Here is a 23915-nt window from a genome sequence, read left to right on the forward strand (position 1 = left end):
GCCTTTTACTATTATTTCAAGATGTCTTAATAAGATTAAAATAATTATGAATTATAAAAAATTAGGAAATACAGATTTAAAAGTAAGCACTATTTGTCTCGGTACTATGACTTGGGGTGAGCAAAATACCCAAAATGAAGGTTTTGAGCAGATGGATTATGCTTTAGATCAGGGTGTAAATTTTTGGGATACTGCAGAAATTTATTCTGTTCCTCCAAGGGAAGAAACTTTTGGTCATACTGAGACTATTATTGGTAACTGGTTTGAAAAAACAAAAAAGAGGGACAAAGTAATTTTAGCTTCAAAAGTTTGTGGCCCAATGCGAGAGTATGTAAGAGGTGGTGGAAATCAATTTGGAGAAAAGAATATTACAGAAGCACTTGAAGGAAGCTTAAAAAGATTAAAAACTGATTGTATTGATTTGTACCAATTACATTGGCCAGAAAGAAAAACAAATTTTTTTGGCAAACTAGGCTATGAACATGATGATAGCAATGAGTGGACTAGGTTTGAAGATATTTTAGGAAATTTAAAAAAATTTATTGATCAAGGAAAAATTAAAAACGTTGGTGTATCGAATGAAACACCGTGGGGATTATCTAAATATTTAGAGCTTTCGAAAGATAAAAATTTACCAAGAATGCTTTCTGTTCAAAATCCTTATAATTTATTAAATAGAACTTATGAGATTGGACTTGCAGAAATGTCTATTAGGGAACAAGCAGGGTTACTAGCCTACTCACCTCTTGCATGTGGTTATTTATCTGGAAAATATAGAAATAAACAATTACCAAAAAACTCTAGAATGGAAAGAGATGGTGATTTTTGGACTAGATATGCAAAACCAAATACTGATAAAGCTATAGATGCATATTATGAAATAGCAAAAAAAAACAAGCTTGATTTAACTCAAATGTCTTTAAAATTTTTAGAAATTCAACCTTTTGTAACATCGGTTATTATTGGTGCAACTACTATGGAGCAGTTGAAAATAAATATAGAAAGTATAGATATAGATTTAAGTGAAGATATAATTAATAAAATAAATGAAGTACAAAAAACTTACCCTAATCCATGTCCATAATTAAAAGTCTTATAGTTATATTTTTTCTAACTACTTTCATTAGTCAAACTAACGCTGAAGAAGTTAAAAAAATGGGAAAACACAAAGACTGGGAAACTTATGTAATAAATTCTGATACAGGCAAGGTGTGTTTCACACAGTCTAAACCTGTCCTACAAGCTCCAAAAAAAAATCCACGAGATGCTAGGTTATTTATCACTTTTAGACCTGGGGAAAAAATTGCTAACGAAATAAGTATTACAGCTGGTTATGAATTTAATTCTAAAAATTCTATAACCGCTACTTCTGGAAAAAATAAATACAAATTTGATATTGCTCAAGAAGGATTTGCTTGGATTACTGACAACAAACTTGAAAATAAAATGATTAAAATCATGAAGAAAGGGTCAAGAATTATGATCACTGGTTATAATCAAAAAGGTTCTCAAACTATAGACCATTACTCATTGTTAGGTTTTACTAAAGCTTACAATGCTACTAAAGCAAATTGTAGCTAGGTAAATGAAATCTAAAAAAAAGATTGTACTTGCTTATTCTGGCGGACTAGACACTTCTATTATTTTAAAATGGCTTCAAGAAAATTATGATGCAGAAGTTATTTGTTATACAGCAGATGTTGGACAAGAAATTGATAGAAAAAAAATTATAAGAAATGCCAAAAGACTTGGTGTTAAAAATATCATTATTGAAAATTTAAAAGATACGTTTGTAAAAGACTATGTCTTTCCAATGATTAGAGGACATGCAATTTATGAAGGTGTTTATTTATTGGGTACATCAATTGCTCGACCTTTAATTGCAAAATGTCAAATTGCTGCTGCTAAAAAATTTGGGGCTTATGCTGTTTCACATGGATCAACTGGAAAAGGAAATGACCAAGTAAGATTTGAATTGGGTTACCATTACTTTGGTCCAAAAATTAAAATTATTGCACCATGGAGAATTTGGAAATTAAACTCTAGAACAGATCTAATTAAATATGCTAAAAAAAATAGTATTCCTATTCCTACAGATAAGAAAGGTGCTCCACCTTTTTCTATAGATGACAATTTATATCATACATCAACTGAGGGTAAGGTTTTGGAAAACCCAAAAAATGCTGCACCTGAGTTTCTTTTTCAAAGAACAGTGTCACCTGAAAAAGCACCTAACAAAGCTTCATTTGTAACTATAGGATTTAAAAATGGAGACCCAATAATGGTAAATGGTAAAAAATTAACTCCAGGAAACTTATTAGAAAAGCTTAATGATGTTGCTGGTAAAAATGGAATTGGCAGAGTTGATTTAGTTGAGAATAGATTTATTGGAATTAAATCAAGAGGAGTTTATGAAACACCTGGTGGAACACTGTTAATGTCAGCACATAGAGCAATTGAATCTGTTACTTTAGACAAAGAAACTATGCATAAAAAAGATGGGATTATGCCCAAATATGCTGAACTTATCTATAATGGATACTGGTATTCAAAAGCAAGATTTAAACTTCAAAAAATTGTCGATCTTAATAAAAATAAAGTAAATGGATCTGTTAAGTTAAAATTATACAAAGGCAATATTACAATAATATCAAGGCAAACAAAGAGTAACGCTTACTCAATGAAAAAAGTTTCTTTTGAAGAAAATAAAACTTTTAATAAATCAAATGTAGAACGATTTATTAACTTTCATAAACAAAAGCTTCATTCATAAGTTAATGAAAATAAAAATATTTGCTGACACAATTTGTGGGTGGTGTTTTATTGGTCAAGCAAGATTAAATAATGCATTAAAAAAATTTTCTGAGACTAAGTTCGAGATAGAACACGTCCCATTTCAATTAAATCCTGACATGCCAAAAGAAGGAATTGAAAGAAACAAATACTTAGAAATAAAGTTTGGTGGAAAAGAGTTTGCTCAACCAATGTACGATCAAATGACTAATGAAGCTAAAAAAGAAGATCTTAATTTTAATTTAGATAAGATAAAGAAAACACCCAATACAGTATTTTCTCACTTATTAATAAAATTAGCTGAACAATCTAATGTGCACAACGAAATCAAAGAAAAAATATATCAATCATATTTTATTGAAGGTCTTGATATTGGAGATAAAGAAATCTTAATTAATATTGGAAAAGAATTTAATTTTAATGCAGATGTAATTAATGATTTTTTTAATTTAAAAAATATTGAAGAAGTTAATTCATATATTTCAGTTGCAAGAGAAAAAGAAGTTAATGGAGTGCCTTTCTTTGAAATAGGAACAGATTTTATTTCAGGCGCACAAAGCTCTGCAAATTTGGAAAGTGTAATAAAGTCCAATTTAAGCTAAAAATTAAAGGACACTTTATCCTTTGCCTTTAACGTAAAAATATCTATTCTTATTGTATGGAAGCACTAAAAAATTGGATGATAGATGCAGCGAATATTTTATTTGATGACAGTAAAAACGACCTAAGATCTTTGCCAAGATCTGTGAGATTACAAATTTTATTAGTTCTAAGCTTCGTTTGGACAACTGTTTTTAGTTTGTATATTTTTTCTTATACATCTTTTGCTTTTGGTTGGGCTGGTCTTTACATAGCACACGTTGGACTTATTTTTGCAGTCTACATGACGTTCAAGCATTTTCATAAAGCAGAGGCACAATCTGGTAGTGTTTTCAAAACCAAAAATTTTGATCCGTTTAAAATCATGGTTATTGTATTTGTCATTGTATTTATCTTTGTATTTTCTAAGGGAATAGAAATTTTAACAAGTCCCAACCCTAGCTCTTATTCAATTCCATATGATGGTCCGTCAAAATCAGTGTTTGAAAAATGGCTACCATTTAGTAAAGATAAGTAATGGATAAAATAGCAAAAAATTTACAGCTAGCACTAATGTGCATTATTTTAGTAAGCACTGTAATTGCCGTTGGTATGGAAATTAATAATATGTTTCTAAATCAATCTGTAATGCTAGCAGATTTACTTTTAATGTTTCTTTATTTGGAAGTTTTAGCAATGGTTAGAGTTTTTTGGAACCAACAATCAATTAGCATAACTTTGCCTCTTTTAATTGCCATCACTGCTCTCGCACGATTTATTATATTACAAGGAAAAGAAATGGATCCATCAGCATTAGTCTATGAAGCTATAGCTATAGTTTTAATTGCATCTGCAATAGTTATTCTTAGATTAAGACATAGTGAAAAATTAGGTCTAAAGAAAAGAAAATCTAAATAGTTTAAAATGATATTTTCAGCTTCAAGGGCTAAAGCCGTTGATCAATTAAATAATTTTATTGAACAAAATCTTTCAGATTATTCAAAACTAAGAAATTTCGATTTTGGACCTGATAACAGATCTAATATTTCTTGTTTATCCCCCTATATAACTCATGGAATAATTAATGAATTAGAAGTGGTTGATAAATCTCTTAAAAAGTTTTCATTTGCAAAAAATGAAAAATTTATTCAGGAAGTTCTGTGGCGTGTTTACTGGAAAGGTTGGTTAGAATTAAGGCCTAATGTTTGGTCAGATTACTTAATAGAATTAGGTAAAGTTAAAGATCAATTTAAAAACAATCAAAATTATTTGGATACAATTGAAGGGAAGACAAATGTAGACTGTTTTAATCAATGGGTAATTGAGCTCAAAGAAAGAAATTATCTTCATAATCACACAAGAATGTGGTTTGCAAGTATTTGGATTTTTACACTAGAATTACCATGGCAACTGGGTGCTGAGTTTTTTATGCAGCATCTTTATGATGGTGACGCTGCATCTAATACTCTTGGATGGAGATGGGTAGCCGGTGTTCAAACTCAAGGCAAACATTATTTAGCAAGTGAATGGAACATAAATAAATTTACAAATAATAGATTTAAAAACATAAAACTTAATGAAAATGCCAAGCCTATATCCAGTGACAAGATATATTCCGTTACCAATAAGAGCTTTAAAAATTATGAGATTTCCGAAGATAAAACTTTATTAATATTTGAAAATAATATGACATTTGAATTCTCTGATTTTAAAGAATATAAATTTATAAAAATTTTGTTAGTCTCAAACAGTACAAATAGAACTATTAAATTAAGTGAAAAAGTGTTGAAATTTAAAGCTAATCTTTTAGAGAATCAAAAAATAAGATTGGAAGAAAAATCAATTAATTGTGAAACTATTAACATTAATGATTTAAAAAATATTACTGAAGATGTTTATGCAATTTATCCAACTGTTGGTGAAAACTTGGATTTTATTCAAAATAATCAATTAAAGAATATTAAGTTTTTATACAGAAAATTAGATCAATTTTCTTGGCAGTATTGCAATAAAGGGTTTTTTAATTTTAAGAACTACATTCCAAAAATAATAGCTGAATTTAATTAAAAGCTCATTATTCATTTAAAATAATTTAATCTTTTATTATTTTTGCAAAGATTTTTTAATAACATTTTCTAAAAGTTTTGAAATATTATTTTGATAATTATTCCAAGGTAAGCTACCACAAAACGTTATTGAGCCAGTTGAAAAAACTGAACCACCCCCTGGCACTTCAAAATAAACCATGTCTGCTTGCAAAACCTCTTCTTCAGTGTGTCCACTTAAAGTTGATAAATGAGTTAATCTTTCTTCTGGAGTAAGTATAAAATTTTCCTTTGGATCTTTCGACGCTTTTGATTGTGCTAGTAAAGTTATATCTTTGTTAGAGCCAAGACGTGTATCTATATGATCTAATTCAAATCCGGCAGCTCCATTACCACTAAAACCAAAATCTCCTATCTGATCATCTTTTATACCTTCAAAAACCCAATCAAATTTTGGATCATGGCATTTACGTTTATAAGGATGGCCATAAAAATTACCTTGAGCTGTAAATCCTACTCCAACAAGTTCTTGGGGTGCTCTTCCATTTCTTCTCCATAGTCCTCCATAAGTTCCATCAAAAGCGTTATAAGCTTCTCCAGGCTCTGATGCCCATGCACGTATTCCACCTTCTGGTCGTCTAATTTCAAGTAAACTTTTATTCTCTTTGTGAATGGCAATACGCCAATAAAAGCCATTGCCCCCTAGATAATTAAGTGATCCTCCGTTATCACGATAGTCACGTAGCGCATCTAATGTTTCTTTTGTATGATATTCTGGGTGCGTTCCTGTTATGACTGCCTTATATTTTTTTATAGCTTTAAGACCATCTTGATGAAGTTGTTCATCTGTAATTATTTCATATTCAAAATTTTTAGCATGCAACCAACTAATTAAATGACTATCTGCTTGAAAATGTCTTAATCCAGAACAGGGGGATTCTGACCCTCCAAATGTTATATAGCCTGGGCGTATATTAAAAAGTGGTCTTCTATGTGAGGCATGACAAATCCCAGCACCATCTGAGTGATAATTGTATGTAGATAAACCATATTCTTTATGATTTGCAGGATTATGTGGGTAAGCATTCCACTCCTTAATTCTATTTAACCAGCTGCCATCATAATCAACACGAGCGTGGTTCCCATAAATAGAATAGGTGAAAGTAGAAATTAAAATACAGATTTTAGCTTTTGATTTATTTATAGTTGGGGCAACAAAAAAAGGCATTGCATCCTCGTGCTCTTCACATTTAATTTTCATTATATATATTCCTGATGGCATATTCTTTGGAACTGTAAATTTGAAGTCAGTGTCCCACTCAAAATCATATATGTCATCTTCATGAAAATGGATCGCAGCATAATGCTTAGGTTTATGTTGCCAATTCATTTCAGAGCTATCCCACTTAGATCCCGTAACAGCTCGAGTTGGAAAGTTTTTTAATTTTAACGTAGGTCCAACAATCGAGTCTACAGTTGTAGAAGATGTATTGTTGGATAAATCCCAATCTACAATAATCTTATTATCTATTTTTATTTGAGGAGACTCAATTTTTCCATTAAAATAATTAGAAGCCACTCCTTTAGATATGATTGCTGCTAAAGATACTTTACTTGAAATATCTTTATTTATAATCAGTTTACCTTTATTTGTTATTTCTTTTTTATCTTTATATTTTATCACTTTCTGTGAAATGCTTACATTTCCATTAATAGAAATTTTAACTTTAATTTTATACCAAGATCTTAATTCCATTGGTTCTTTAATAGAAATAGATTTCTTGCCAACTCTGATAGAAGATGACCCTTTAGAATTAATATAAATTTCAACATTACCGACTGCAATAATTGATTGATCTCTAGAAGATGAGATTGTTGGAAAAATTATTACTGATAAAGTTAAATTTTTCTTAATAGAAATCTTTATTGGTTTTTTGCTAACCGCATAAGAACCAGGGTTAAAGGTTTGTTCTCTAGATTTATAGGATGTTGTTTTAAAGTATTTCGATGCATCCTCTTCTATTATACCCACACCCTTAGGATTTGGGTCAGCACTAATAGACCTTTTTAAAGATGCAGAAAAGGATTTTTTTAAGTTTGAGGATATTTTAAATGAGATAGTTTCATTTGGTCGTAATGAAAGTTTATCAGAGTATCCTACTAAAGGAATACCCGTCATTTACTAACTCCATAAACTAAATCTGGCAAATAAGTTACCCAATCTGAAAAGTAAACTAAAATTAGAACCATTAAAATATAAGGTACTAGAAGAGGTAATACTCCGATGGATATTTTTTCAATTGAATCTCCAGTAATACGTGCTGCAACGAAAAGATTAATTCCAATTGGTGGTGTTAAAAAACCTATTTCACATGTAAGAACTGTAAAAATACCAAACACTACAGGGTCTATTCCAAGTTTTGTGACCAATGGCAAAAATACTGCTGTAAAAATAATAATCTGTGCAACGCTTTCTAGCCACATACCAATAAATATATAAAATATTCCTATCAATAATAAAACTAACTCAGGATGGTTTGCTAGTCCTTGAAATAAATTTAATATTGATTCTGGAATATCATAAATTGTCACTAGTTGACCAAACGCTTTTGTAGAGCCTAAAATAAACATAACCGTACCAATCACAACAGCCGTAAATTTAAATGCTTCTATTAATTTTTTTATCGTTAGTCCTTTGTAAATAAACAAACCTACAAATAATCCATATGCAACAGCAACTGCTGCCGCTTCTGATGGTGTAAATATACCAGCATAAATTCCTCCTAGAATAATTATTGGTGCAAACATTGCCCATTTTCCATCCCATAGTGCACAAAGCAAAGGTCTAAACTGAAATTTTGCATCAGCTCCACCATAATTATTTTTTAATGAAATAATAAAAACAACTACCATAAGCATTAAACCAAGTGCTATACCTGGTAAAATTCCTGCTAAAAAAAGCCTCGGAATAGAAACATCACTTACAAGAGCAAATATAATTATTAAATTTGAAGGTGGTATCATGCTTCCTAGCGCACCTGCAGCAGCTGCAATTCCACCTGCAAAGCCTGAATCGTAACCTTCTTTTTTCATTGCAGGGATAGTAATAGAGCCTATAGCAGCTGTAGTCGCTGGACCTGATCCAGATAAAGCAGCAAAAAACATACAAGCTACAACCGTTACTAAGCCCATCCCTCCTTTGTAGGCTCCAACTAATTTTTTTGAAATTGTAACTAATTTTTCAGACATGCCTCCATGTTCCATGAGTTGTCCTGCTAAAATGAACAAAGGTATTGTAACTAATGGAAAAGGCTCAAATGCAGTCCAGGCACTCAACGCCATAAGTGATAATGGAATATCAGCTATAATTAGACCTGCGACAGTTGCTATACCAGCTGCAAATGGAATTGGCACTCCAATTATCATTGTAAAAACAAAGACAAGCGCCATCACTATTGGACCATTAAAAAACTCCATTACAAAGGTAAACCTTTCCAACCAGTTTTTTTCCACTCCCAGTACACTTCAAAAACTCTATAGACCATTAAACAAAAAGTAAGTGGCATAAACATTTGTAGCCATCTTAATTCAATTTTTAAACCTGGAAGAACATAACTGACATCAAATAAAAGCTTTGTATAAACTATAGTTTGAACAATCATTAAGGCTAAAAACCCTAACCACAGAATGTCTGCTAAAATGATTGAGACAACTTTTAATTTTTTTGGAAAAGATAATACTACAAAGGTAATTCTAACATGTTCTCGTCTCTTTATTCCTAAAGAGGCCCCAAGATAAGTAGCAAAAATTAAACCATACACTGCTGTCTCTTCTGCCCAAACTGCTGCAGATGAAAATCCAAACCTTAAAACTACCTGAGTTATAACTGAAATAAATACAACGCTTAAAAAAAATGTACAAAACACTTCTTCAAAGTATTGATTTAATTTTTTAAGCATTATTTGAATTCTATTAAAAATTAAAAAAGGGCACCAGCACTTTAAATACTGTGCGCCCCTTAAAATTTAATTAAAAGTAAAACTTAGTTTGCTGCAGCTCTTATTGCATTAACAAACGCTGTAAACTCTGCTCCTTTTGAAGTGGCATAACGATCCTGAACACGTTGTCCAGCAGCGATAAAGTCCGTTCTATCAAACTCAGTAGTTTTCATTCCACCTTGACCTTCAGTTGTAAGAAACTTACGAATTTCTCCAACTCTTTTTGACATTATGGCTTTTTGATAATCATTAGCTTCTTTACCAGCTCTGATAACTGCTTTCTTCTGATCAGCATCAAGTTTTTTCATCAATTTTGGACTTGCCATTAGAGGTGAAAAATATGTGAAGTGTTCAAGAGCAGTAAAGTAAGGCATTATTTCATAAAACTTTGCAGATTTGATGAAAGAAGTCCCATTATCAGCACCTTGGACTGTTCCTGTTTGTAATGCAGTTGGCGTATCTGCCCACGGTAAAGCTATTGGTGCAGCACCAAACTCTTTAAATGTATCTATCATTACTTGATTTTTTGGAACTCTAACTTTTAAGCCCTTCATATCAGCCATTGACTTAATAGGTTTTCTTGAATTATAAAAATCACGATCACCAACAAAACCAAAAGCTAAAATAGTTATTCCAGTAGCATCAAGTAATTTTTTCTTATAACTATCTCCAACTGGTCCTTCTAAAACTTTATAAGCATGGGCTTTATCTTTAAAAATGTAAGGTAAAACAAAAGCGTCTGTTAAACCAAAGTGTGGTGATAAGTTATTACCTGTAATAATAGCCATATCAACTGTACCTAGTTGCATTGCTTTAAAAGCTTCATCTTCTTTTACCAACGAAGCACAACATCTAACTTTTACTTTTATACTACCATTAGAATATTTTTCTGCTAATTCTGCAAATTTTTTAGCTAAAGGATCATAGGCACTACCCTCAGTGTTTCCATGACCTAAGTTAATTACTACGTTTCCCGCATAAACACTCTGCACTGCAAAAGTCATTGATACAATGACTGCTGCAAATGTAAGACTTAGTTTTTTTAATATAGACATAATTTTCCTCTCTCTTGTTATTTAATATTGATATTCAAACATAAATCTAACTGCGAAACAAACTAAAAAACAGCATTATTTTAACGGAATTATTGCTTTAAACTTAGAATATAAAATTCTAGAGTAGTCATTCATACTTTGCATATTGTCTTTTGCAGCTTGATCAAATTTGTCTAGAGCTCCCTCACCTAATTGATCCTCTAAAGCCTTCTTATATTCAGGAACACAGCCCCATTCGTTAACAGTTGTATCTTTAATTTCTATATGAAATTGAATTCCATAAGCATGATTTTGATACTTGAATATTTGATATTTAGTAACTGGAGAAGAGGCTAGAACTGTTACATCTTTATTATCATCAAGCCCTTCAACTTCATAAGAATGCCATTGCAAGCTTTTAATCTTTTCAGGAAAAGAAGAGAATAAAATATCATTTTCTTTTTCTTTAGAAAAATTAATGTCCATTATTCCAATTTCTGGAGGTTTAGATTTGACAACTTTACCACCCACAACTTCGCCCAATAGCTGGCAGCCTAAACAAAATCCTAAATATGGTTTTTTAAGATCAACTACAAATTCTTTGATTTTTTTTTTCTCATCAACTAACCAGGGATATTCTTTTTCCATATAAGTATCCATAGGACCGCCCATACAAAACATGCCATCAAACTTTGATAAATCACTTGGTATTTTCTCACCTTCATCTAGTTCTATGGTGGTCAAATTAATATTATCAACTAACATTAAATCTTTGATATAACCTGGGTCTTCAATATTGATATGCTGTAGAATGATTATGTTTATCACTGAGTTTATAATATCTAAAAAAAAGTTAAAAAAAATACAAATTAACTTCTAAGTTCAAAGAAACCGTTTGGGCCAATTATCTTTATTAAATGATAGTTATATTTTATCAAATAATCCTTGAATTTTTTCTCATTAATTTGATTTTGAGAATCAAGCATCTCTATACAAATTAGTTTGATATTGTAAAAGTTTAACTCAATACCCTCTAAAACTTCAAAATCATGAGCCTCTGCATCAATGTTGAGAAAATCTATTTGATTTATTTGTAATTCTTGTGCTTGAGCAATTTGACTAAATCTATGTGTAAAAATTTTTTTTTCTGAATGATTTTTGAAAGAAATAGTTTTAGAAGTTATATCAGAAAATTTTTTTACCAATGTATTTATGGGGCTAAATTTGTGATCTAAATATAGTACAGCTTCTTTGTTTTTATTCGAAATAGCAGCACAAATATTCTTATCTTTTTTTCTCAATATATTAAATAAATCTATCGAGGTTTGATTCATATCAATATTTATTCCTTGCCAACCCCGGTTATGAAGTAATGCTGTGTTGCTATACTTAATCGGATGATAGCAACCAACATCAAGATAAAAGCCTTCATCTCTATCTTTAAAATAATGATTAATAAATAAATCTTCTTTATGCTGTGAATATGTGGCTCTTGTCTTTAAAGCTTTATGCCGGATGTACAAATTATAATATAAATATAATTTATAAAAAATATTGTTTTTAAAAATTATATTCATAGGTTCCTATACTAAAAAGGTTTTTATTCCGTCTAAAATATACTGGACACTTAATCCAACTAGAATAATTGCTATTACTCTTGAAATTACACTAATAACTTTTTTGTTTATTATCTGAGAAAATTTTGAAGCAGTAAAAAAAAATATAAAAGTTAAAATTAAAACTGAAGCTAAAGCAATCATTCCAACAGATTGGTTTGGAAAATTACTTCCCATATCTGAGACAGAAACAATAACAGATGTGATTGCAGCTGGTCCTGCTATAATGGGTGTCGCTAAAGGAAATACACTTACATTTTCAGAGTTAAAATCAATGTCATCTTCTTTTCTTTGCTGTCTTTTATCAAACAACATTTCCATAGAAATTATTAATAAAATAATTCCTCCACCAATTGTAAATGCTGGAAAAGATATATTCAAATAACTTAATAAAGTGCTTCCAAGCAATGCAAAGAATAACAATATAATTGATGCAATTATTGTTGCACTCAATGCAGTTTTAATTCTTTGTTGGCTGCTCATGTTTTGAGTAACTGCTAAGAATATTGGTGTATTGCCTAGTGGATCAATAACAATAAAATATAAGAAGAATGTCTTAATAAATATTTCAAGCATCAGTTTGTGTAACATAGTTACCTAAACTTGGTAAGTCTAGGTAACTAACTTTAATTATCTAATTTATGCTTTATCTCCGTATTCAGTCATATGTTTTGGAATTCTTTCATTTTTTCCATACATAAAATGATTTTCCATCTTCTCTCTATATTTGCTTGCTGGAACAGTTAAGCCAACTGACTCAGCAACTTCTCTAATCAACATTGGGTTTGCTCCACAGCATACTCCAAGATAATGTATTCCTAAAATATTTGCCCATTTTGCAAATTGACCTATTTCATATCTATTACAAAGAAGTGGATCTAGAGCTGTGGGAAATGTTCTTCCATGTGGTGATGGACACTGACAATTGCTTCTATCTGGTAGATTAAAAAATGTTGGGTAATCTTCACTGGTTCTATAAGGAATCGGTAAAGCTCCAACATGACACTTAACTGCTTTTCTAATCTCTTTTAAAAAGGGCAACATTGTTGCTGGCCCTCTAAAACAATTTAAACCAACAACATCTGCTCCACGCTGTTCAAGCTCTTTACAAGTATCAATAACAGATTTTCCATCTCTCATTTTATTTTCACCCATTGGAGATATTGTTAAAACTGTTGGTAAACCAGTTTTTTTCATAACCTCAAGTGCTTTAAAGGCTTCTTCAGCGTAATAAAAAGTTTCACCAATTAACATGTCAGCCCCCTCTTCAACTGCCCAACCAATCATTTCAGACAACATTCCCTCAACCTCTTTTTGAGATTGTGAATCGTTATGCTTCCAAATGTTTGAATTAGAGATATTACCTGCCATCAAATTTGGTTTTGATCCTTTGGGAGTATCTAGTGCTACTTTTTTAGCAATTTTTAATGCTGAACGGTTTAGAGGTTCAAGAAGTTCCTCTTTACCAATGACACGCATTTTTTCTCTATGCCCATTATAAGTAAAGGCTTCAACAATATCAGATCCTGCATGCTGAAATTCTCTATGTAAATTTTCTAACACTTCAGGATGATCTAGGGATACCATCGGAACAAATTCACCAGACGCCATATACCCACGTTTTTCTATTTCAAACAAAAAACCTTCCGCACATATAACGGGTCCTTTATCTAATCTTTCTTTTAGTCTATTTGTACTCATTTTTTTTCTCCAGTTTTTTTGGAGAAAAAAAGTTACGTTCTAACAAGAGGGTTAAGTTCATAGGCCTCTTTTCTCCTTTTTAGTGCTTAAGCAAATGCAGGGCGCACAATATGGTTCAACAGCCCGGCTTAATTTTATAAAAGATAAAAAAAAACCACCTGTCTAAAGCGGTGGTTGAAGTGTCGCTTTAGCAGGATTTATAAAGCGCTCTGCAATTTAACTTAACTCAGCGCATCTAAATATAACTACTTTTGTCTCTAACTGTCAAATGAAATAGTAAATAAGAAAGTATCTACTAACTTTTCCAATCGATACTAAAATTAAAAACTCTATAAATTTAACCCTAAGTAATCCTGCTGCTAATGTTAGTGGATCTCCAATAACTGGCACCCAGGCAAATAATAACGACCATTTACCAACTTTACTAAACCATTGTGATGATTTTTCTATTTGCTTGTCTTTAAATGGAAACCACTTTTTTGTGGTAAGATTTTTTGAATAAAATCCTAGAACCCAGTTAACAACTGACCCTAAAACATTACCAAAGCTTGCAACGATTAATAATAATAAATTATCATAATTGGATGTTGCAATTAACCCTGCCAATGTGAGCTCAGATGAAAATGGCAAAATGGTTGCAGCTAAAAAAGATATTGCAAATAAAGATAGGTATATCACTTCGAACACTTCTTAGAACAATACTTTACTTTATCCCAATTTAACTTCCATTTCTTACGCCAAACAAAAGGTCTTTTACAAGTAATACAAATCTTTGATGGTAAATTTTCTTTTTTCACAAGTTAAAAAAGAAACTTAATTATAATTAAAACAAAAACTGAAGTTGCAATACCGCTTAATCCCATAGCCAGAGCAGCAAATACTCCTGCTGTTTTATTTTTGCTCATAGCTCTTGCTGTGCCTATTCCGTGACTTGCTAAACCAAAAGCAAACCCTCTAGCACTCATATTTTTGATTTTAAAAATGTTTAATAAAAAAGTTCCTAGTGAAGCTCCAATTATGCCAGTAATTATTGTAATTATCGCTGTTAAGGATGGTATCCCTCCGATAAGTTCTGAAATACCCATTGCAATGGGTGCTGTAACATTTCTTGGTAGCATTGTTAAAATTATTTCATCACTTAACCCAAAAAACTTTCCTAAATAAAAAGTAATTAAAATTGCAAAGGATATTCCAAGACAAATTGAAAAAATAATTGGTTTAACTTCTTTTGTAATCAAATTTCTTTTTTCAAAAATTGGTATAGCCAAAGCAACTGTTGCTGGACCTAACATGAAGTGAATAAATTTTGCACCCTCAAAATATCTATCATAAGAGACATCTAAGAATAATAAAACTGAGGAAACAATTAAGATACTTATTGCAACGGGGTTTACCAACGGATTTAACTTAGATTTTTTATATAAATAATCACCTACTAAATAAGCTCCTAGTGTTAGGGTGATCCAAAAAAGAGGTTCGGCCTGCAAATAAACCCAAATTTTATATAGTTTATCTTCTCTTGCCATTTTTCTTTTCTAGGTTAATTATTTTTTCCATAACAAATGCTGTGAATACTAAAGTAGCGAGTGTACCAATAATTATTATACTAAAAATTTTGAATAAGTTATCTCCTAGATAACTTATATGCATTACAACCCCAACACCTATTGGAACAAATAATAATGATAAGTAGCTTATAATCTGATGACTAGTCAAAGAAATTTCTTTAATTATTTTCTTAGATTGTTTAATATTTTTAGAAAATAATATGAACGATAATAATAATAAAATTAAACCAATAACAGGCCCTGGAATATTTATTATAAAAAATTTTTGAATAGCTTCACCCAGAAGTTGGTAAAAAAAGATAATAAATAAGCTTTTTAACATTCTTAATTTGTATTTAATTTAATAAACTTGTCAGCTTCAGATAAAATCATTTTCTTTCTTTCATCTTTCATTTTATCAAAAACATAAACCATCATAGATAATCTAGGGTTCTTTAAAAAAAATTTTCTATTTTTATCTATAAATCTCCAGTACAGGCCGTCCATTGTGTTGCACCATTCTCCTTTTTTAAAATCCATCATTTTCATAAAATAACTTGATCCACAGATATATGGTTTTGTTGCAAAAATACCTCCATCACTAAATAAGCCCATTCCATAAACATTAGGAACCATCACCCAGTCAGATGAGTCCACGAACATCTCCATAAACCATTTGTAAACATAAGTTGGTTTCACCTCACAAAGGTTCATTATATTTGATAAAATCATCAATCTTTCAATATGGTGGGACCAGCCATGATTTACGGCATTCTTAATTGCATGATCAAGCGGTGGCAAACCTGTTGTGCCCTCATACCAAGATCTTTTCATTTTTCTATTATGTTTAAAGAAGTTTTTTGTTTCCATTTCATCAGAATAACCTTGGTAAATTCCACGCATGAACTCTCTCCAGCCAATTACCTGACGAATATAACCTTCAAGCGAGTTCATTCTAATTTTATGCTTTTTATGAAATTCTAAAATTTTTTGAATGATAATCTCAGGAGTTATCAATCCTAAATTAATATACGGACTTAATGCACTGTGAAATAGAATATTATCTTTTTGATTAACAGCATCTTCATAGTCACCAAATAAATTTGATTTTTCTTTAATAAAAAAATCTAACAGTTTAACGACATCATTGTATTCAGTTGCTAACCAAAAATTATTTGTATTTCCAGGATGATCTTTAAATAATTTCTCAATAATTGGTTTTAATTTTTTAGTATGATTAGTTGCATTAATTTTTGGAAATTTTGGTATTGATATATCTTTTGGTAATTTATTTCTGTTATCTTCATCAAAACTCCATTTGCCTCCAATAGGATTTCCGTCTGCTCCCATTAATATTCCAGATTTTTTACGAACCTCCTTATAAAATGTTGCCATAAAAGGTTTTTTTGATTTTGCTAAATAATTTTTAAACTCGTCTCTTGAATTTAGAAACATTGGGGTTTGAACAATATTCCAGTTAATTTTTTCTTTTTTTAAAAATTGCGAAATTTTCTTTTCAAAAAATTTATCCTCAACCTCAAAGCTTGAAATTTCAGTAATTTTTTTTTTATCAATGATAATTTTTAATTTCTTAAAATAAGTGTCTTTAAAATCTTTGTCCTCAATTTTAGAATATTCAACTTTGTATTTATTCGCCTTAAGCATATCCACATAAGACCTCATAGAAGATAGAAATAGCAGTATCTTTTGCTTATGATGCTTTTCATAAGTACATAGTTCATAGTCTTCTGCCATGTAAAAAGAGTGGTCCTTTTTGAAGCGGTCTACGTATTTTAATGGAAATAATTGATTGCCAAGTATAAAAAACAATTTCATAGTTAAATATAACTAAATAAAAATTATATGTCAGAAAAATATCTTATTTTTGGTGCGACAGGTTCTGTGGGCTCTAGCTTAGCTGAACAATTAAAAAATTCAGGTAATGATATTCATCTAGTTGCAAGGAATGAAAGTGAAGTTAAAACAATCGCAGAAAAATTGGGATGTTCCCATACGGTTGCTGATGTTTTAGAAGATGGGTTTATAGAAAAAGTAAAATCAGATATTAATGAAATCAAAGGAGTCGCTTACTGTGTAGGATCTATTGATTTAAAACCATTAAGAATGGTTACTGAAGCAGATATGAATAAATGTATGAAACTAAACCTTTATTCAGCCATTGAGGCTATAAAAGGATTTCAGGAAAGTTTAAAAAAGAACAAAGGCTCAGTAGTTTTATTTTCAACTGTTGCCGCTCAAAGAGGTTTTACCAATCACACAATTATTGCTTCTGCTAAAGCTGCTGTTGAAGGATTAACTGTTACACTAGCCGCAGAGTTTGCTCCACATATTAGGGTAAATTGTATTGCACCAAGTTTATCAAAATCTAAAATTGCAGAGCCAATGCTAAAAAATCCTGCAATTGCAGAAGGAATTGCTAAAGCTCATCCTCTTAAAAGATTGGGTGAAGGAAAAGATTCTGCAGCGCTTGCTAAATTTTTAATTACTGAAGAAAGTTCTTGGATTACTGGACAGATAATAGCTGTTGATGGTGGTAGATCAAAACTTTCTTAAAGTGAAAAAATATTTTTTATTAATTATCTTTTTTCTTTTATTCACTTCAAAAAGCTATTCCAATAATTATACATTCACTAAAATAATAGAGCTAAATGAACCTTGGGGATCATCATTTATTAACAATGATGAAATCATTATTACTGAAAAAAGTGGAAAAATTAAAATTGTTAACGTTGTTTCGAAAGAAGTTATAGAGATTAAACATAATCTTAATTTTTTAGAAGTCGGCCAAGGTGGATTATTAGATATTATTTACCAAGATAATACTCTGTGGATTTCTTATTCAGAAGATAGGGGAAATTCAAAAACAAGCACATCAATTGCAAAAGCACAATTAAACAAACAAGAATTAAATTTTAAAAATATTTTTCAAGCAAACCCTCCTATAGATTCTGGTTATCATTTTGGTTCAAGATTAGCGATTAAGGATGATTATATTTATGCGTCAGCTGGTGAAAGAGGCCAAGGTATGATTGCTCAAGATCCCACAAAGCATCCTGGTAGTATTATTAGAATTCATACTGATGGCAGTATTCCAAAAGATAATCCAAAATTTGAAGGTAGGAAAAACTGGTTACCTGAAATTTATCAAATAGGTGTTCGTAATCCACAAGGTTTAATACTCTCTGATTATGATGGAAAAATATATTTAAGTAATCATGGAGCAAGAGGTGGCGATTGGTTTGGAGAGGCCAAGAAAGGAGAAAATTATGGATGGAAAATTTTAGGCTGGGGAGGAAAAAATTACTCAGGGATAAAGATAGGTCCTAAATGGAAGCCAGGTTTTACTAAAGCAATTCAATATTGGATACCTTCCATAGCTACTAGTGCTATTACAATTTACAAAGGAAATGAGTTTAAAGAATGGAATGGGCATGCACTAGTTACTTCTTTAAAAGATAAATCTTTAAGAAAATTAATATTTAATGATCTAACTAATGTTAAGGAAGATCTTATATTTAAAAATAATGTTGGAAGAATAAGGGATATTCAAGTTCATCCATCTAATGGTAAAATATTTTTCTTAAGTGAAAATGCTTTATGGTTAATGGAAAAAAAATAATCTTAATCTGCTAGGATATTTTTTAAAGAGTTTATCTCTCCAATTTTAAAGATAATAGCATCCTCTTTTTTAAAACCATATTTTTCTGCACTAGCTTTAAATCGTACAGGTGGTTCCATGATTGGTTCCAAAGATAAAACAAAAGTTCCCCAGTGTGTTCCCATAACCTTTTTACTTCTTAAATCTTTAGCCACATTTAAAGCTTCTTCTGGCGTTGTGTGATAAATCGATTTATCAAACATAGGCTTAAAGTCATAAGCTCCAATATTAATCATTGTTAAATCAATTGGACCATATTTTTCACCTAATTCTTTATAAATATTTCCGTAACCAGTATCACAAGCAAATAAGATTTTTTTACCCTTATATTCAATTAAGAAATTACCCCAGAGTGTTTTGTTCATATCTGTTAGACTTCTTTTAGACCAATGAACAGCTGGGAGTAACGTTACTTTTAAATCCTCGTTAACTTTAATTTCTTCGTACCAATCCATTTCGTTTACATCTTTAAATTTGTTTTTTGTAAAGTATTTTCCAAGATTTAGAGGTGCTAAAATTTTCGTATTTTTAAACGGGTACTTTCTAATGGTTCCCATATCTTGATGATCATAATGATTATGTGTTAATAATAATAAATCTGTTTTTGGAATTTCATTTAAATTTAAGGCAGGCTCAGTAAATCTATCTGGGCCAAAAATTAAAGGCCCTGCATTTTTAGAAAATACTGGATCTGTTATAATCGTTGTATCTCCTAACTTAATTAAGTATGTAGCATGTCCAATCCAAGCAATATAATCTTCATTTTTATACTTTTCTAAATCAGATAAAACTTTCTCTTTAGCTACGACATGTCCTTTTGGAACAGTCATGTCTATTTTTTTTTTCAATTTAATGAATTGTGTGTATGAAAACTTGGCTTGGCTATTTCTAACTGGCGATCCTTCTGGATTTCTAAAAGTTCCATCTGGTAAATGATGATAAGGTTTTTTTTCTATAGCCATTATTGAAGAGTTATAAATAATAATTGAGAATAAGAAAATTAAAAATCTTACCATTTATATTGATAATTTTTATTTTTGAGATCTTTTAAAACACTCAATAGTATTTTTTAACAAACAGGCAATAGTCATTGGCCCTACTCCGCCTGGAACAGGTGTTAAAGCTCTTACAACTTTTGACACTTCTTCAAAAGCAACATCTCCAACTATACCATTTTCAGTTTTATTTATTCCAACATCAATTACGATTGCATCTTTTTTAACCCAGTCAGCTTTTACAAGTTCTGGGATACCAACTGCCGCAACAATAATATCTGCTTCTAAGCATTCTGCTTTTAAATCTTTAGTTTTTGAATGAGTTATCGTAACCGTACAATTTTCTTTTAAAAGTAATTGTGTCATTGGCTTACCATTTAGATTTGATCTACCAATCATAACTGCTTTTTTTCCACTCAAGTTTGGTTCAATTTTTTTAATCATTAGATAACACCCTAAAGGAGTGCAAGGCACTGAACTTTCATATCCTGATGAAAGATTACCAACGTTCATTGGGTGAAACCCATCAACATCTTTACCTGGCAAAATAGTTTCGATGACTTTTTGCTTATCAATGTGTTTTGGTAATGGTAATTGAACTAAAATTCCCGAGATACTTTCATCTTTATTAAGTTCTTCAATTTTATCTAATACTGTTTTTTCTTCCACAGCTTCTGGGTATCTAATTACTTCAGATTTTAACCCCACTTCATTCGCAGCTTTTTCTTTCATTCGAACATAAATTTGACTAGGAGCCATATCCCCAATTAAAATAACCGTAAGTCCAGGAATTTTGTTATGTTTAGCTTTTAGCCCTACAACCTCTTGTCTTAGTTCTTCTCTAAGTTCAGCTGCCATTTTTTTTCCATCTATTAAAATCATGTATCTACCTAAAAAATCATTGGTGCAATGTACAACTTCATACACATTTCTATAAACCAAATCAATAACAGTAATATAACCGGAGAAATATCTACTGATCCTAAATTGGGTAAAAAACTTCTTATTTTATTAAGTGCAGGGTTTGTTAATCGATAAGTTACTTCTAAAATAGAATAAACAAATCTGTTTTGAGTATTCAAGATATTAAATGCAACAAGCCAGCTAATAACTACGTTAGCTAAAACGACATATGAATAAAGTTTTAATATTTGAAGTGCTAAGTAAAAAACAGCTATCATTTTTTCTCAATATAAATTGACTGACTTGGGAAAGCAAAAGCTGCTTTGTTTCCCTCAACAATTTGTTTTATTTCAATTGCAAGTTTTTCTTTAACTTCCAACCAAGTTGAAAAACTATTAGAAGTAGTAAAACATCTAACCCTCATATCAATCGAACTATCTGAAAATTTTTCAACTCTAACTGCAACTCCTACAGCTTTGTCAAAATCATTATTTTTATTAATGTGATCTTCAATTTCATTTCTAATTTTTTTTAGTTGTTCAACAGTAGTGTCGTATTGAAGTGTTATTGCCCAATCTATTCTCCAGTTAGTTGTCTCACTAATATTGATAACTGCATTTTCAGCAAATTGAAAATTAGGAATTATAGCTAAAGATTTATCAAACTTTCTTAAAACTGTTGATCTAAAACCAATTTTCTCGACAATACCTTCAATAATACCTTCGACTAAAATCCAATCTCCTATCTTAAACCTTTTTTCTACTAAAACTAAAATCCCTGAAATTAAATTTTTGAATAAGTCTTGTGCACCTAAAGCAACAGCAACACCAAATAAACCCAGTCCTGCAATAATTGGTCCAATTTTTATTCCCCAAAGTTCAAGAACAGCTGCTAGCCCTAAAATAAAAATTAAAATCTTTAAGGATTTTATAATCCAGCCCACTAACTCACGGGTTAACATTTTATCTAGCCCACTTAAAATATAGGAAATTGGCTCAATAATTTGATGGATAACCCAGAATATTAAAATTGTGATTAATGTCCGATTAATTGTATCAACTATAGCTCTGCCATCATCTGCAAAAGACATATAATAACTTGCAATAAAGAAACCTAGAACAATTGGTAAAAATCTAGCTGGTCCTTCCATTGCATGGACGAAGGTGTCATCTAATTTATTTGTAGTTCTTTTTGAAATTGCTTCTAATCTTTTAATAATAACTTTACTTATTATTCCTCTAAAAATTAAAAAAATAAAAAATATTCCAATACCAATTAGTATTTGAAAAATATCAACTCCACGAATTCCTTTAGACCAAACAGAAATAAACAGGTCACTAAAATTACTAAATATGTCCATAATTAAATTTTATATAGCAAAAATTCTTCTTCTCCAGGGTTAAAAAGAAAAATTTTTTTCCATTTAATTTCATTAAGAATTGAAGAGGTTTTTTCTCCTATGCACATCAAATTAGTATTCATCCATAGGGTTTCTAGCTGATAATTTTTAATTACTTTTAAAAAATTAATCGCACTATTTTGTGAATAAATGTAAGTGATTTCAGGCATTTTCAATTTCAGTTTTTCGATAAATCCTTCATCATATTTTTCGATCGCGTTAGCTCTATAATTAATTAATCGTTCTATTGTGTACCCACTCGAAATAAGTTCCTTATTTAAATCGCTAGAGATTATTTCTCCACTTATATAAATTAACTTTCCTTCAGAAGGATTGAAGTTTTGTAAAATTAATTCCTTAAGATTATTAACATTTCCCTCAGCTGCAAAAACATTTTGGAAACCAACACTTCTAGCTTTTTTTTCTGTAGCATCACCTACGCAAAAGCATTTTAATCTTTTATCAATGCTCTTTATATCCAAAAATTTAATGGCATTAGAGCTTGTAAAAATAATTCCTTTAAACTCAGAATAGTTAGGAGCTTCATATTTTAAACCTTCAATATTAATTAAAGGTAAATGAGATATTTCGTGACCTAATGATTGAAATTTTAATATCATTTCATGACAATCTTCTAGGGGTCGTGTGAATAAAATATGCATATTATTTTTTGTAAGAATTATTAGACATCTTTTTTAGAGTTTTTCCCATCTCTATTCCCAATTCTTCTGCTTTGATTATATTTTCAGATGATTTTAAATGAAATCTTTTACTACCATCTAACGAAAAGAGCTCTACTTCAAGATTGATTTTACTACCCTCAATGTTTGCAAATGCTCCTACTGCTGTTTCACAGTCTCCTTCTAAAACCTTTAAAATATTTCTTTCAGCTTTTACTGCATTATGTGTTGATTGATGATCAACTTGTTTTAATAACTCAATTAAGTCTTCATCACTATTTCTACATTGCAAAGCAATAACTCCTTGTCCTGCACAAGGTATAATTTCTGAAGTAGAAAAAGTTTGAGAGATATTTTGATTTAATCCTAAAGAATCAATTCCAGCATATGATAAGATAATTGCATCATATAAATTTTCGTTAAGCTTTCTTATTCTTGTATCAACATTTCCTCTAATTAATTTACAATCAAGGTCATCTCTTATCTTTTTAATCTGAAATTCTCTTCTAAATGAGGATGTTCCAATAATTGAATTTGGAGCTAAATCTTTTAGATGTTTATTATCTTTGCTAATTAAAATTTCCCTTGGATCATTTCTTTCTAAAAAACAATCTGTTAACAGTCCTTTAGTTTCTTCTGACGGCATATCTTTTAACGCATGCACAGCTATATCAATTTTTTTTTCTAATAATTCAACCTCTATAGTTTTTGAGAAAAGTCCCTTGCCACCTACTTCAGATAGCCTTTTATCCTGAACTTGATCACCCTTAGTTGCAATTTCTTTGATGATTACTTCTTCAATTCCAAAATCTTTTGAACGCTTGAGAATTTCTTCTCTAGCCTTTTCAGCATAGATTAGTGCTAATTTGCTTCCTCTAGAGCCTATAATAATTTTTTTATTTTTCATTTAATTGCTTTATACTTCATACTTATATTGAGAATGTAT

Annotated in this window: 28 protein-coding genes and 1 riboswitch; of the genes, 9 read left to right on the forward strand and 19 right to left on the reverse strand. The window is 30.4% G+C overall.

All coding sequences use genetic code 11. From position 1 onward, the window contains the following. Positions 1 to 46: 46 nt before the first annotated feature. From ABXT55_RS07075 to ABXT55_RS07105, 7 genes are read left to right on the forward strand one after another with little or no spacing between them, the layout of a single operon-like run. Positions 47 to 1084, forward strand: a complete 1038-nt coding sequence (locus tag ABXT55_RS07075) for an aldo/keto reductase (protein ID WP_415284604.1) — start codon at positions 47 to 49, stop codon at positions 1082 to 1084. Beyond that, positions 1075 to 1581: an invasion associated locus B family protein gene (locus ABXT55_RS07080; RefSeq protein WP_415284605.1), complete on the forward strand. Its 507-nt coding sequence runs from the start codon at positions 1075 to 1077 to the stop codon at positions 1579 to 1581. The genes ABXT55_RS07075 and ABXT55_RS07080 overlap by 10 nt, the downstream gene beginning before the upstream one ends. A gap of 4 nt (positions 1582 to 1585) precedes the next feature. Then, positions 1586 to 2773 carry an argininosuccinate synthase gene (locus tag ABXT55_RS07085; protein WP_415284606.1) on the forward strand — a complete coding sequence of 396 codons (1188 nt, stop codon included), beginning with the start codon at positions 1586 to 1588 and terminating at the stop codon, positions 2771 to 2773. 4 nt (positions 2774 to 2777) lie between these two features. Further along, positions 2778 to 3395: a DsbA family oxidoreductase gene (locus tag ABXT55_RS07090; protein WP_415284607.1), complete on the forward strand. Its 618-nt coding sequence runs from the start codon at positions 2778 to 2780 to the stop codon at positions 3393 to 3395. 56 nt (positions 3396 to 3451) lie between these two features. After that, entirely contained in the window at positions 3452 to 3910 is a 459-nt protein-coding gene (locus ABXT55_RS07095; protein ID WP_168606968.1) for a hypothetical protein, read from the forward strand. Then, entirely contained in the window at positions 3910 to 4290 is a 381-nt protein-coding gene (locus ABXT55_RS07100) for a phosphate-starvation-inducible PsiE family protein (RefSeq protein ID WP_415284608.1), read from the forward strand. Before ABXT55_RS07095 ends, ABXT55_RS07100 begins: the two co-directional genes overlap by 1 nt. Before the next feature lie 6 nt (positions 4291 to 4296). Then, positions 4297 to 5439, forward strand: coding sequence for an FAD-binding domain-containing protein (locus ABXT55_RS07105; protein WP_415284609.1), 1143 nt, complete (start codon positions 4297 to 4299; stop codon positions 5437 to 5439). Positions 5440 to 5475: 36 nt separating this feature from the next. Here ABXT55_RS07105 and ABXT55_RS07110 read toward each other — a convergent pair whose 3' ends face one another. The 13 genes from ABXT55_RS07110 to ABXT55_RS07170 form a co-directional block, all read right to left on the reverse strand. Next, positions 5476 to 7596: a N,N-dimethylformamidase beta subunit family domain-containing protein gene (locus ABXT55_RS07110; protein ID WP_415284610.1), complete on the reverse strand. Its 2121-nt coding sequence runs from the start codon at positions 7594 to 7596 to the stop codon at positions 5476 to 5478. Beyond that, complete coding sequence (locus ABXT55_RS07115) at positions 7593 to 8930, reverse strand: TRAP transporter large permease (RefSeq protein WP_415284611.1); 1338 nt, start codon at positions 8928 to 8930, stop codon at positions 7593 to 7595. The genes ABXT55_RS07110 and ABXT55_RS07115 overlap by 4 nt, the downstream gene beginning before the upstream one ends. Then, on the reverse strand, positions 8894 to 9376 hold the full coding sequence (locus ABXT55_RS07120; protein WP_415284612.1) for a TRAP transporter small permease: 483 nt from the start codon (positions 9374 to 9376) through the stop codon (positions 8894 to 8896). The genes ABXT55_RS07115 and ABXT55_RS07120 overlap by 37 nt, the downstream gene beginning before the upstream one ends. An 83-nt stretch (positions 9377 to 9459) precedes the next feature. Further along, positions 9460 to 10470: a TRAP transporter substrate-binding protein gene (locus tag ABXT55_RS07125; protein WP_415284613.1), complete on the reverse strand. Its 1011-nt coding sequence runs from the start codon at positions 10468 to 10470 to the stop codon at positions 9460 to 9462. Between the two features lie 75 nt (positions 10471 to 10545). Continuing rightward, a complete protein-coding gene (locus ABXT55_RS07130; protein ID WP_415285461.1) occupies positions 10546 to 11274 on the reverse strand; it encodes a type 1 glutamine amidotransferase in 729 nt (242 codons plus the stop codon). A gap of 44 nt (positions 11275 to 11318) precedes the next feature. Then, a complete protein-coding gene (locus tag ABXT55_RS07135) occupies positions 11319 to 12026 on the reverse strand; it encodes an FkbM family methyltransferase (RefSeq protein WP_415284614.1) in 708 nt (235 codons plus the stop codon). A 6-nt stretch (positions 12027 to 12032) separates the two neighbouring features. Next, on the reverse strand, positions 12033 to 12641 hold the full coding sequence (locus ABXT55_RS07140) for a MarC family protein (protein ID WP_415284615.1): 609 nt from the start codon (positions 12639 to 12641) through the stop codon (positions 12033 to 12035). Positions 12642 to 12704: 63 nt separating this feature from the next. Further along, positions 12705 to 13766, reverse strand: coding sequence for a homocysteine S-methyltransferase family protein (locus ABXT55_RS07145; protein WP_415284616.1), 1062 nt, complete (start codon positions 13764 to 13766; stop codon positions 12705 to 12707). A 69-nt stretch (positions 13767 to 13835) separates the two neighbouring features. Further along, a riboswitch (SAM riboswitch) is annotated at positions 13836 to 13900 on the reverse strand. Positions 13901 to 14030: 130 nt separating this feature from the next. After that, positions 14031 to 14444, reverse strand: coding sequence for a YqaA family protein (locus ABXT55_RS07150; protein WP_415285462.1), 414 nt, complete (start codon positions 14442 to 14444; stop codon positions 14031 to 14033). Then, the gene (locus tag ABXT55_RS07155) at positions 14441 to 14563 is read right to left on the reverse strand and encodes a DUF2256 domain-containing protein (protein WP_415284617.1); all 123 of its coding nucleotides are present in this window, start codon (positions 14561 to 14563) and stop codon (positions 14441 to 14443) included. Before ABXT55_RS07155 ends, ABXT55_RS07150 begins: the two co-directional genes overlap by 4 nt. Positions 14564 to 14566: 3 nt before the next feature. Further along, a complete protein-coding gene (locus ABXT55_RS07160; protein WP_415284618.1) occupies positions 14567 to 15292 on the reverse strand; it encodes an LrgB family protein in 726 nt (241 codons plus the stop codon). Further along, positions 15276 to 15656 (reverse strand): CidA/LrgA family protein, encoded by a 381-nt coding sequence (locus tag ABXT55_RS07165; RefSeq protein ID WP_415284619.1) that lies wholly within the window; start codon positions 15654 to 15656, stop codon positions 15276 to 15278. The genes ABXT55_RS07160 and ABXT55_RS07165 overlap by 17 nt, the downstream gene beginning before the upstream one ends. Positions 15657 to 15658: 2 nt before the next feature. Beyond that, positions 15659 to 17149, reverse strand: coding sequence for a cryptochrome/photolyase family protein (locus ABXT55_RS07170; RefSeq protein WP_415284620.1), 1491 nt, complete (start codon positions 17147 to 17149; stop codon positions 15659 to 15661). Positions 17150 to 17176: 27 nt separating this feature from the next. On the opposite strand from ABXT55_RS07170, the gene ABXT55_RS07175 reads away from it, so the two are divergent. After that, complete coding sequence (locus tag ABXT55_RS07175) at positions 17177 to 17887, forward strand: SDR family NAD(P)-dependent oxidoreductase (protein ID WP_415284621.1); 711 nt, start codon at positions 17177 to 17179, stop codon at positions 17885 to 17887. Continuing rightward, a complete protein-coding gene (locus ABXT55_RS07180; RefSeq protein WP_415284622.1) occupies positions 17862 to 18953 on the forward strand; it encodes a PQQ-dependent sugar dehydrogenase in 1092 nt (363 codons plus the stop codon). The genes ABXT55_RS07175 and ABXT55_RS07180 overlap by 26 nt, the downstream gene beginning before the upstream one ends. Before the next feature lie 2 nt (positions 18954 to 18955). Here the strand turns inward: ABXT55_RS07180 and ABXT55_RS07185 are convergent, their stop codons facing one another. The 6 genes from ABXT55_RS07185 to hemC are packed head-to-tail and all read right to left on the reverse strand — an operon-like array spanning position 18956 to position 23876. Then, positions 18956 to 20008 carry an MBL fold metallo-hydrolase gene (locus ABXT55_RS07185; RefSeq protein WP_415284623.1) on the reverse strand — a complete coding sequence of 351 codons (1053 nt, stop codon included), beginning with the start codon at positions 20006 to 20008 and terminating at the stop codon, positions 18956 to 18958. Between the two features lie 15 nt (positions 20009 to 20023). Continuing rightward, positions 20024 to 20869, reverse strand: a complete 846-nt coding sequence (locus ABXT55_RS07190) for a bifunctional 5,10-methylenetetrahydrofolate dehydrogenase/5,10-methenyltetrahydrofolate cyclohydrolase (protein ID WP_415285463.1) — start codon at positions 20867 to 20869, stop codon at positions 20024 to 20026. An 8-nt stretch (positions 20870 to 20877) separates the two neighbouring features. Further along, positions 20878 to 21168: a YggT family protein gene (locus ABXT55_RS07195; protein WP_415284624.1), complete on the reverse strand. Its 291-nt coding sequence runs from the start codon at positions 21166 to 21168 to the stop codon at positions 20878 to 20880. Then, on the reverse strand, positions 21165 to 22250 hold the full coding sequence (locus ABXT55_RS07200; protein ID WP_415284625.1) for a mechanosensitive ion channel family protein: 1086 nt from the start codon (positions 22248 to 22250) through the stop codon (positions 21165 to 21167). The genes ABXT55_RS07195 and ABXT55_RS07200 overlap by 4 nt, the downstream gene beginning before the upstream one ends. Positions 22251 to 22252: 2 nt before the next feature. Then, a complete protein-coding gene (locus ABXT55_RS07205) occupies positions 22253 to 22909 on the reverse strand; it encodes a uroporphyrinogen-III synthase (protein WP_415284626.1) in 657 nt (218 codons plus the stop codon). 43 nt (positions 22910 to 22952) lie between these two features. Further along, positions 22953 to 23876 (reverse strand): hydroxymethylbilane synthase, encoded by a 924-nt coding sequence (gene hemC, locus ABXT55_RS07210; RefSeq protein WP_415284627.1) that lies wholly within the window; start codon positions 23874 to 23876, stop codon positions 22953 to 22955. Between the last annotated feature and the right edge of the window lie 39 nt (positions 23877 to 23915).

Source organism: Candidatus Pelagibacter sp. Uisw_130 (assembly GCF_047722505.1).
Lineage (GTDB): Bacteria > Pseudomonadota > Alphaproteobacteria > Pelagibacterales > Pelagibacteraceae > Pelagibacter.

Excerpts from the sequence above, each read along its gene's own strand:
- ABXT55_RS07075 (WP_415284604.1), top strand. The coding sequence starts at position 47 with ATGAATTATAAAAAATTAGGAAATACAGATTTAAAAGTAAGCACTATT.
- ABXT55_RS07080 (WP_415284605.1), top strand. The coding sequence starts at position 1,075 with ATGTCCATAATTAAAAGTCTTATAGTTATATTTTTTCTAACTACTTTC.
- ABXT55_RS07085 (WP_415284606.1), top strand. The coding sequence starts at position 1,586 with ATGAAATCTAAAAAAAAGATTGTACTTGCTTATTCTGGCGGACTAGAC.
- ABXT55_RS07090 (WP_415284607.1), top strand. The coding sequence starts at position 2,778 with ATGAAAATAAAAATATTTGCTGACACAATTTGTGGGTGGTGTTTTATT.
- ABXT55_RS07095 (WP_168606968.1), top strand. The coding sequence starts at position 3,452 with ATGGAAGCACTAAAAAATTGGATGATAGATGCAGCGAATATTTTATTT.
- ABXT55_RS07100 (WP_415284608.1), top strand. The coding sequence starts at position 3,910 with ATGGATAAAATAGCAAAAAATTTACAGCTAGCACTAATGTGCATTATT.
- ABXT55_RS07105 (WP_415284609.1), top strand. The coding sequence starts at position 4,297 with ATGATATTTTCAGCTTCAAGGGCTAAAGCCGTTGATCAATTAAATAAT.
- ABXT55_RS07110 (WP_415284610.1), bottom strand. The coding sequence starts at position 7,596 with ATGACGGGTATTCCTTTAGTAGGATACTCTGATAAACTTTCATTACGA.
- ABXT55_RS07120 (WP_415284612.1), bottom strand. The coding sequence starts at position 9,376 with ATGCTTAAAAAATTAAATCAATACTTTGAAGAAGTGTTTTGTACATTT.
- ABXT55_RS07125 (WP_415284613.1), bottom strand. The coding sequence starts at position 10,470 with ATGTCTATATTAAAAAAACTAAGTCTTACATTTGCAGCAGTCATTGTA.
- ABXT55_RS07135 (WP_415284614.1), bottom strand. The coding sequence starts at position 12,026 with ATGAATATAATTTTTAAAAACAATATTTTTTATAAATTATATTTATAT.
- ABXT55_RS07140 (WP_415284615.1), bottom strand. The coding sequence starts at position 12,641 with ATGCTTGAAATATTTATTAAGACATTCTTCTTATATTTTATTGTTATT.
- ABXT55_RS07145 (WP_415284616.1), bottom strand. The coding sequence starts at position 13,766 with ATGAGTACAAATAGACTAAAAGAAAGATTAGATAAAGGACCCGTTATA.
- ABXT55_RS07160 (WP_415284618.1), bottom strand. The coding sequence starts at position 15,292 with ATGGCAAGAGAAGATAAACTATATAAAATTTGGGTTTATTTGCAGGCC.
- ABXT55_RS07165 (WP_415284619.1), bottom strand. The coding sequence starts at position 15,656 with ATGTTAAAAAGCTTATTTATTATCTTTTTTTACCAACTTCTGGGTGAA.
- ABXT55_RS07170 (WP_415284620.1), bottom strand. The coding sequence starts at position 17,149 with ATGAAATTGTTTTTTATACTTGGCAATCAATTATTTCCATTAAAATAC.
- ABXT55_RS07175 (WP_415284621.1), top strand. The coding sequence starts at position 17,177 with ATGTCAGAAAAATATCTTATTTTTGGTGCGACAGGTTCTGTGGGCTCT.
- ABXT55_RS07180 (WP_415284622.1), top strand. The coding sequence starts at position 17,862 with ATGGTGGTAGATCAAAACTTTCTTAAAGTGAAAAAATATTTTTTATTA.
- ABXT55_RS07185 (WP_415284623.1), bottom strand. The coding sequence starts at position 20,008 with ATGGTAAGATTTTTAATTTTCTTATTCTCAATTATTATTTATAACTCT.
- ABXT55_RS07190 (WP_415285463.1), bottom strand. The coding sequence starts at position 20,869 with ATGATTTTAATAGATGGAAAAAAAATGGCAGCTGAACTTAGAGAAGAA.
- ABXT55_RS07195 (WP_415284624.1), bottom strand. The coding sequence starts at position 21,168 with ATGATAGCTGTTTTTTACTTAGCACTTCAAATATTAAAACTTTATTCA.
- ABXT55_RS07200 (WP_415284625.1), bottom strand. The coding sequence starts at position 22,250 with ATGGACATATTTAGTAATTTTAGTGACCTGTTTATTTCTGTTTGGTCT.
- ABXT55_RS07205 (WP_415284626.1), bottom strand. The coding sequence starts at position 22,909 with ATGATATTAAAATTTCAATCATTAGGTCACGAAATATCTCATTTACCT.
- hemC (WP_415284627.1), bottom strand. The coding sequence starts at position 23,876 with ATGAAAAATAAAAAAATTATTATAGGCTCTAGAGGAAGCAAATTAGCA.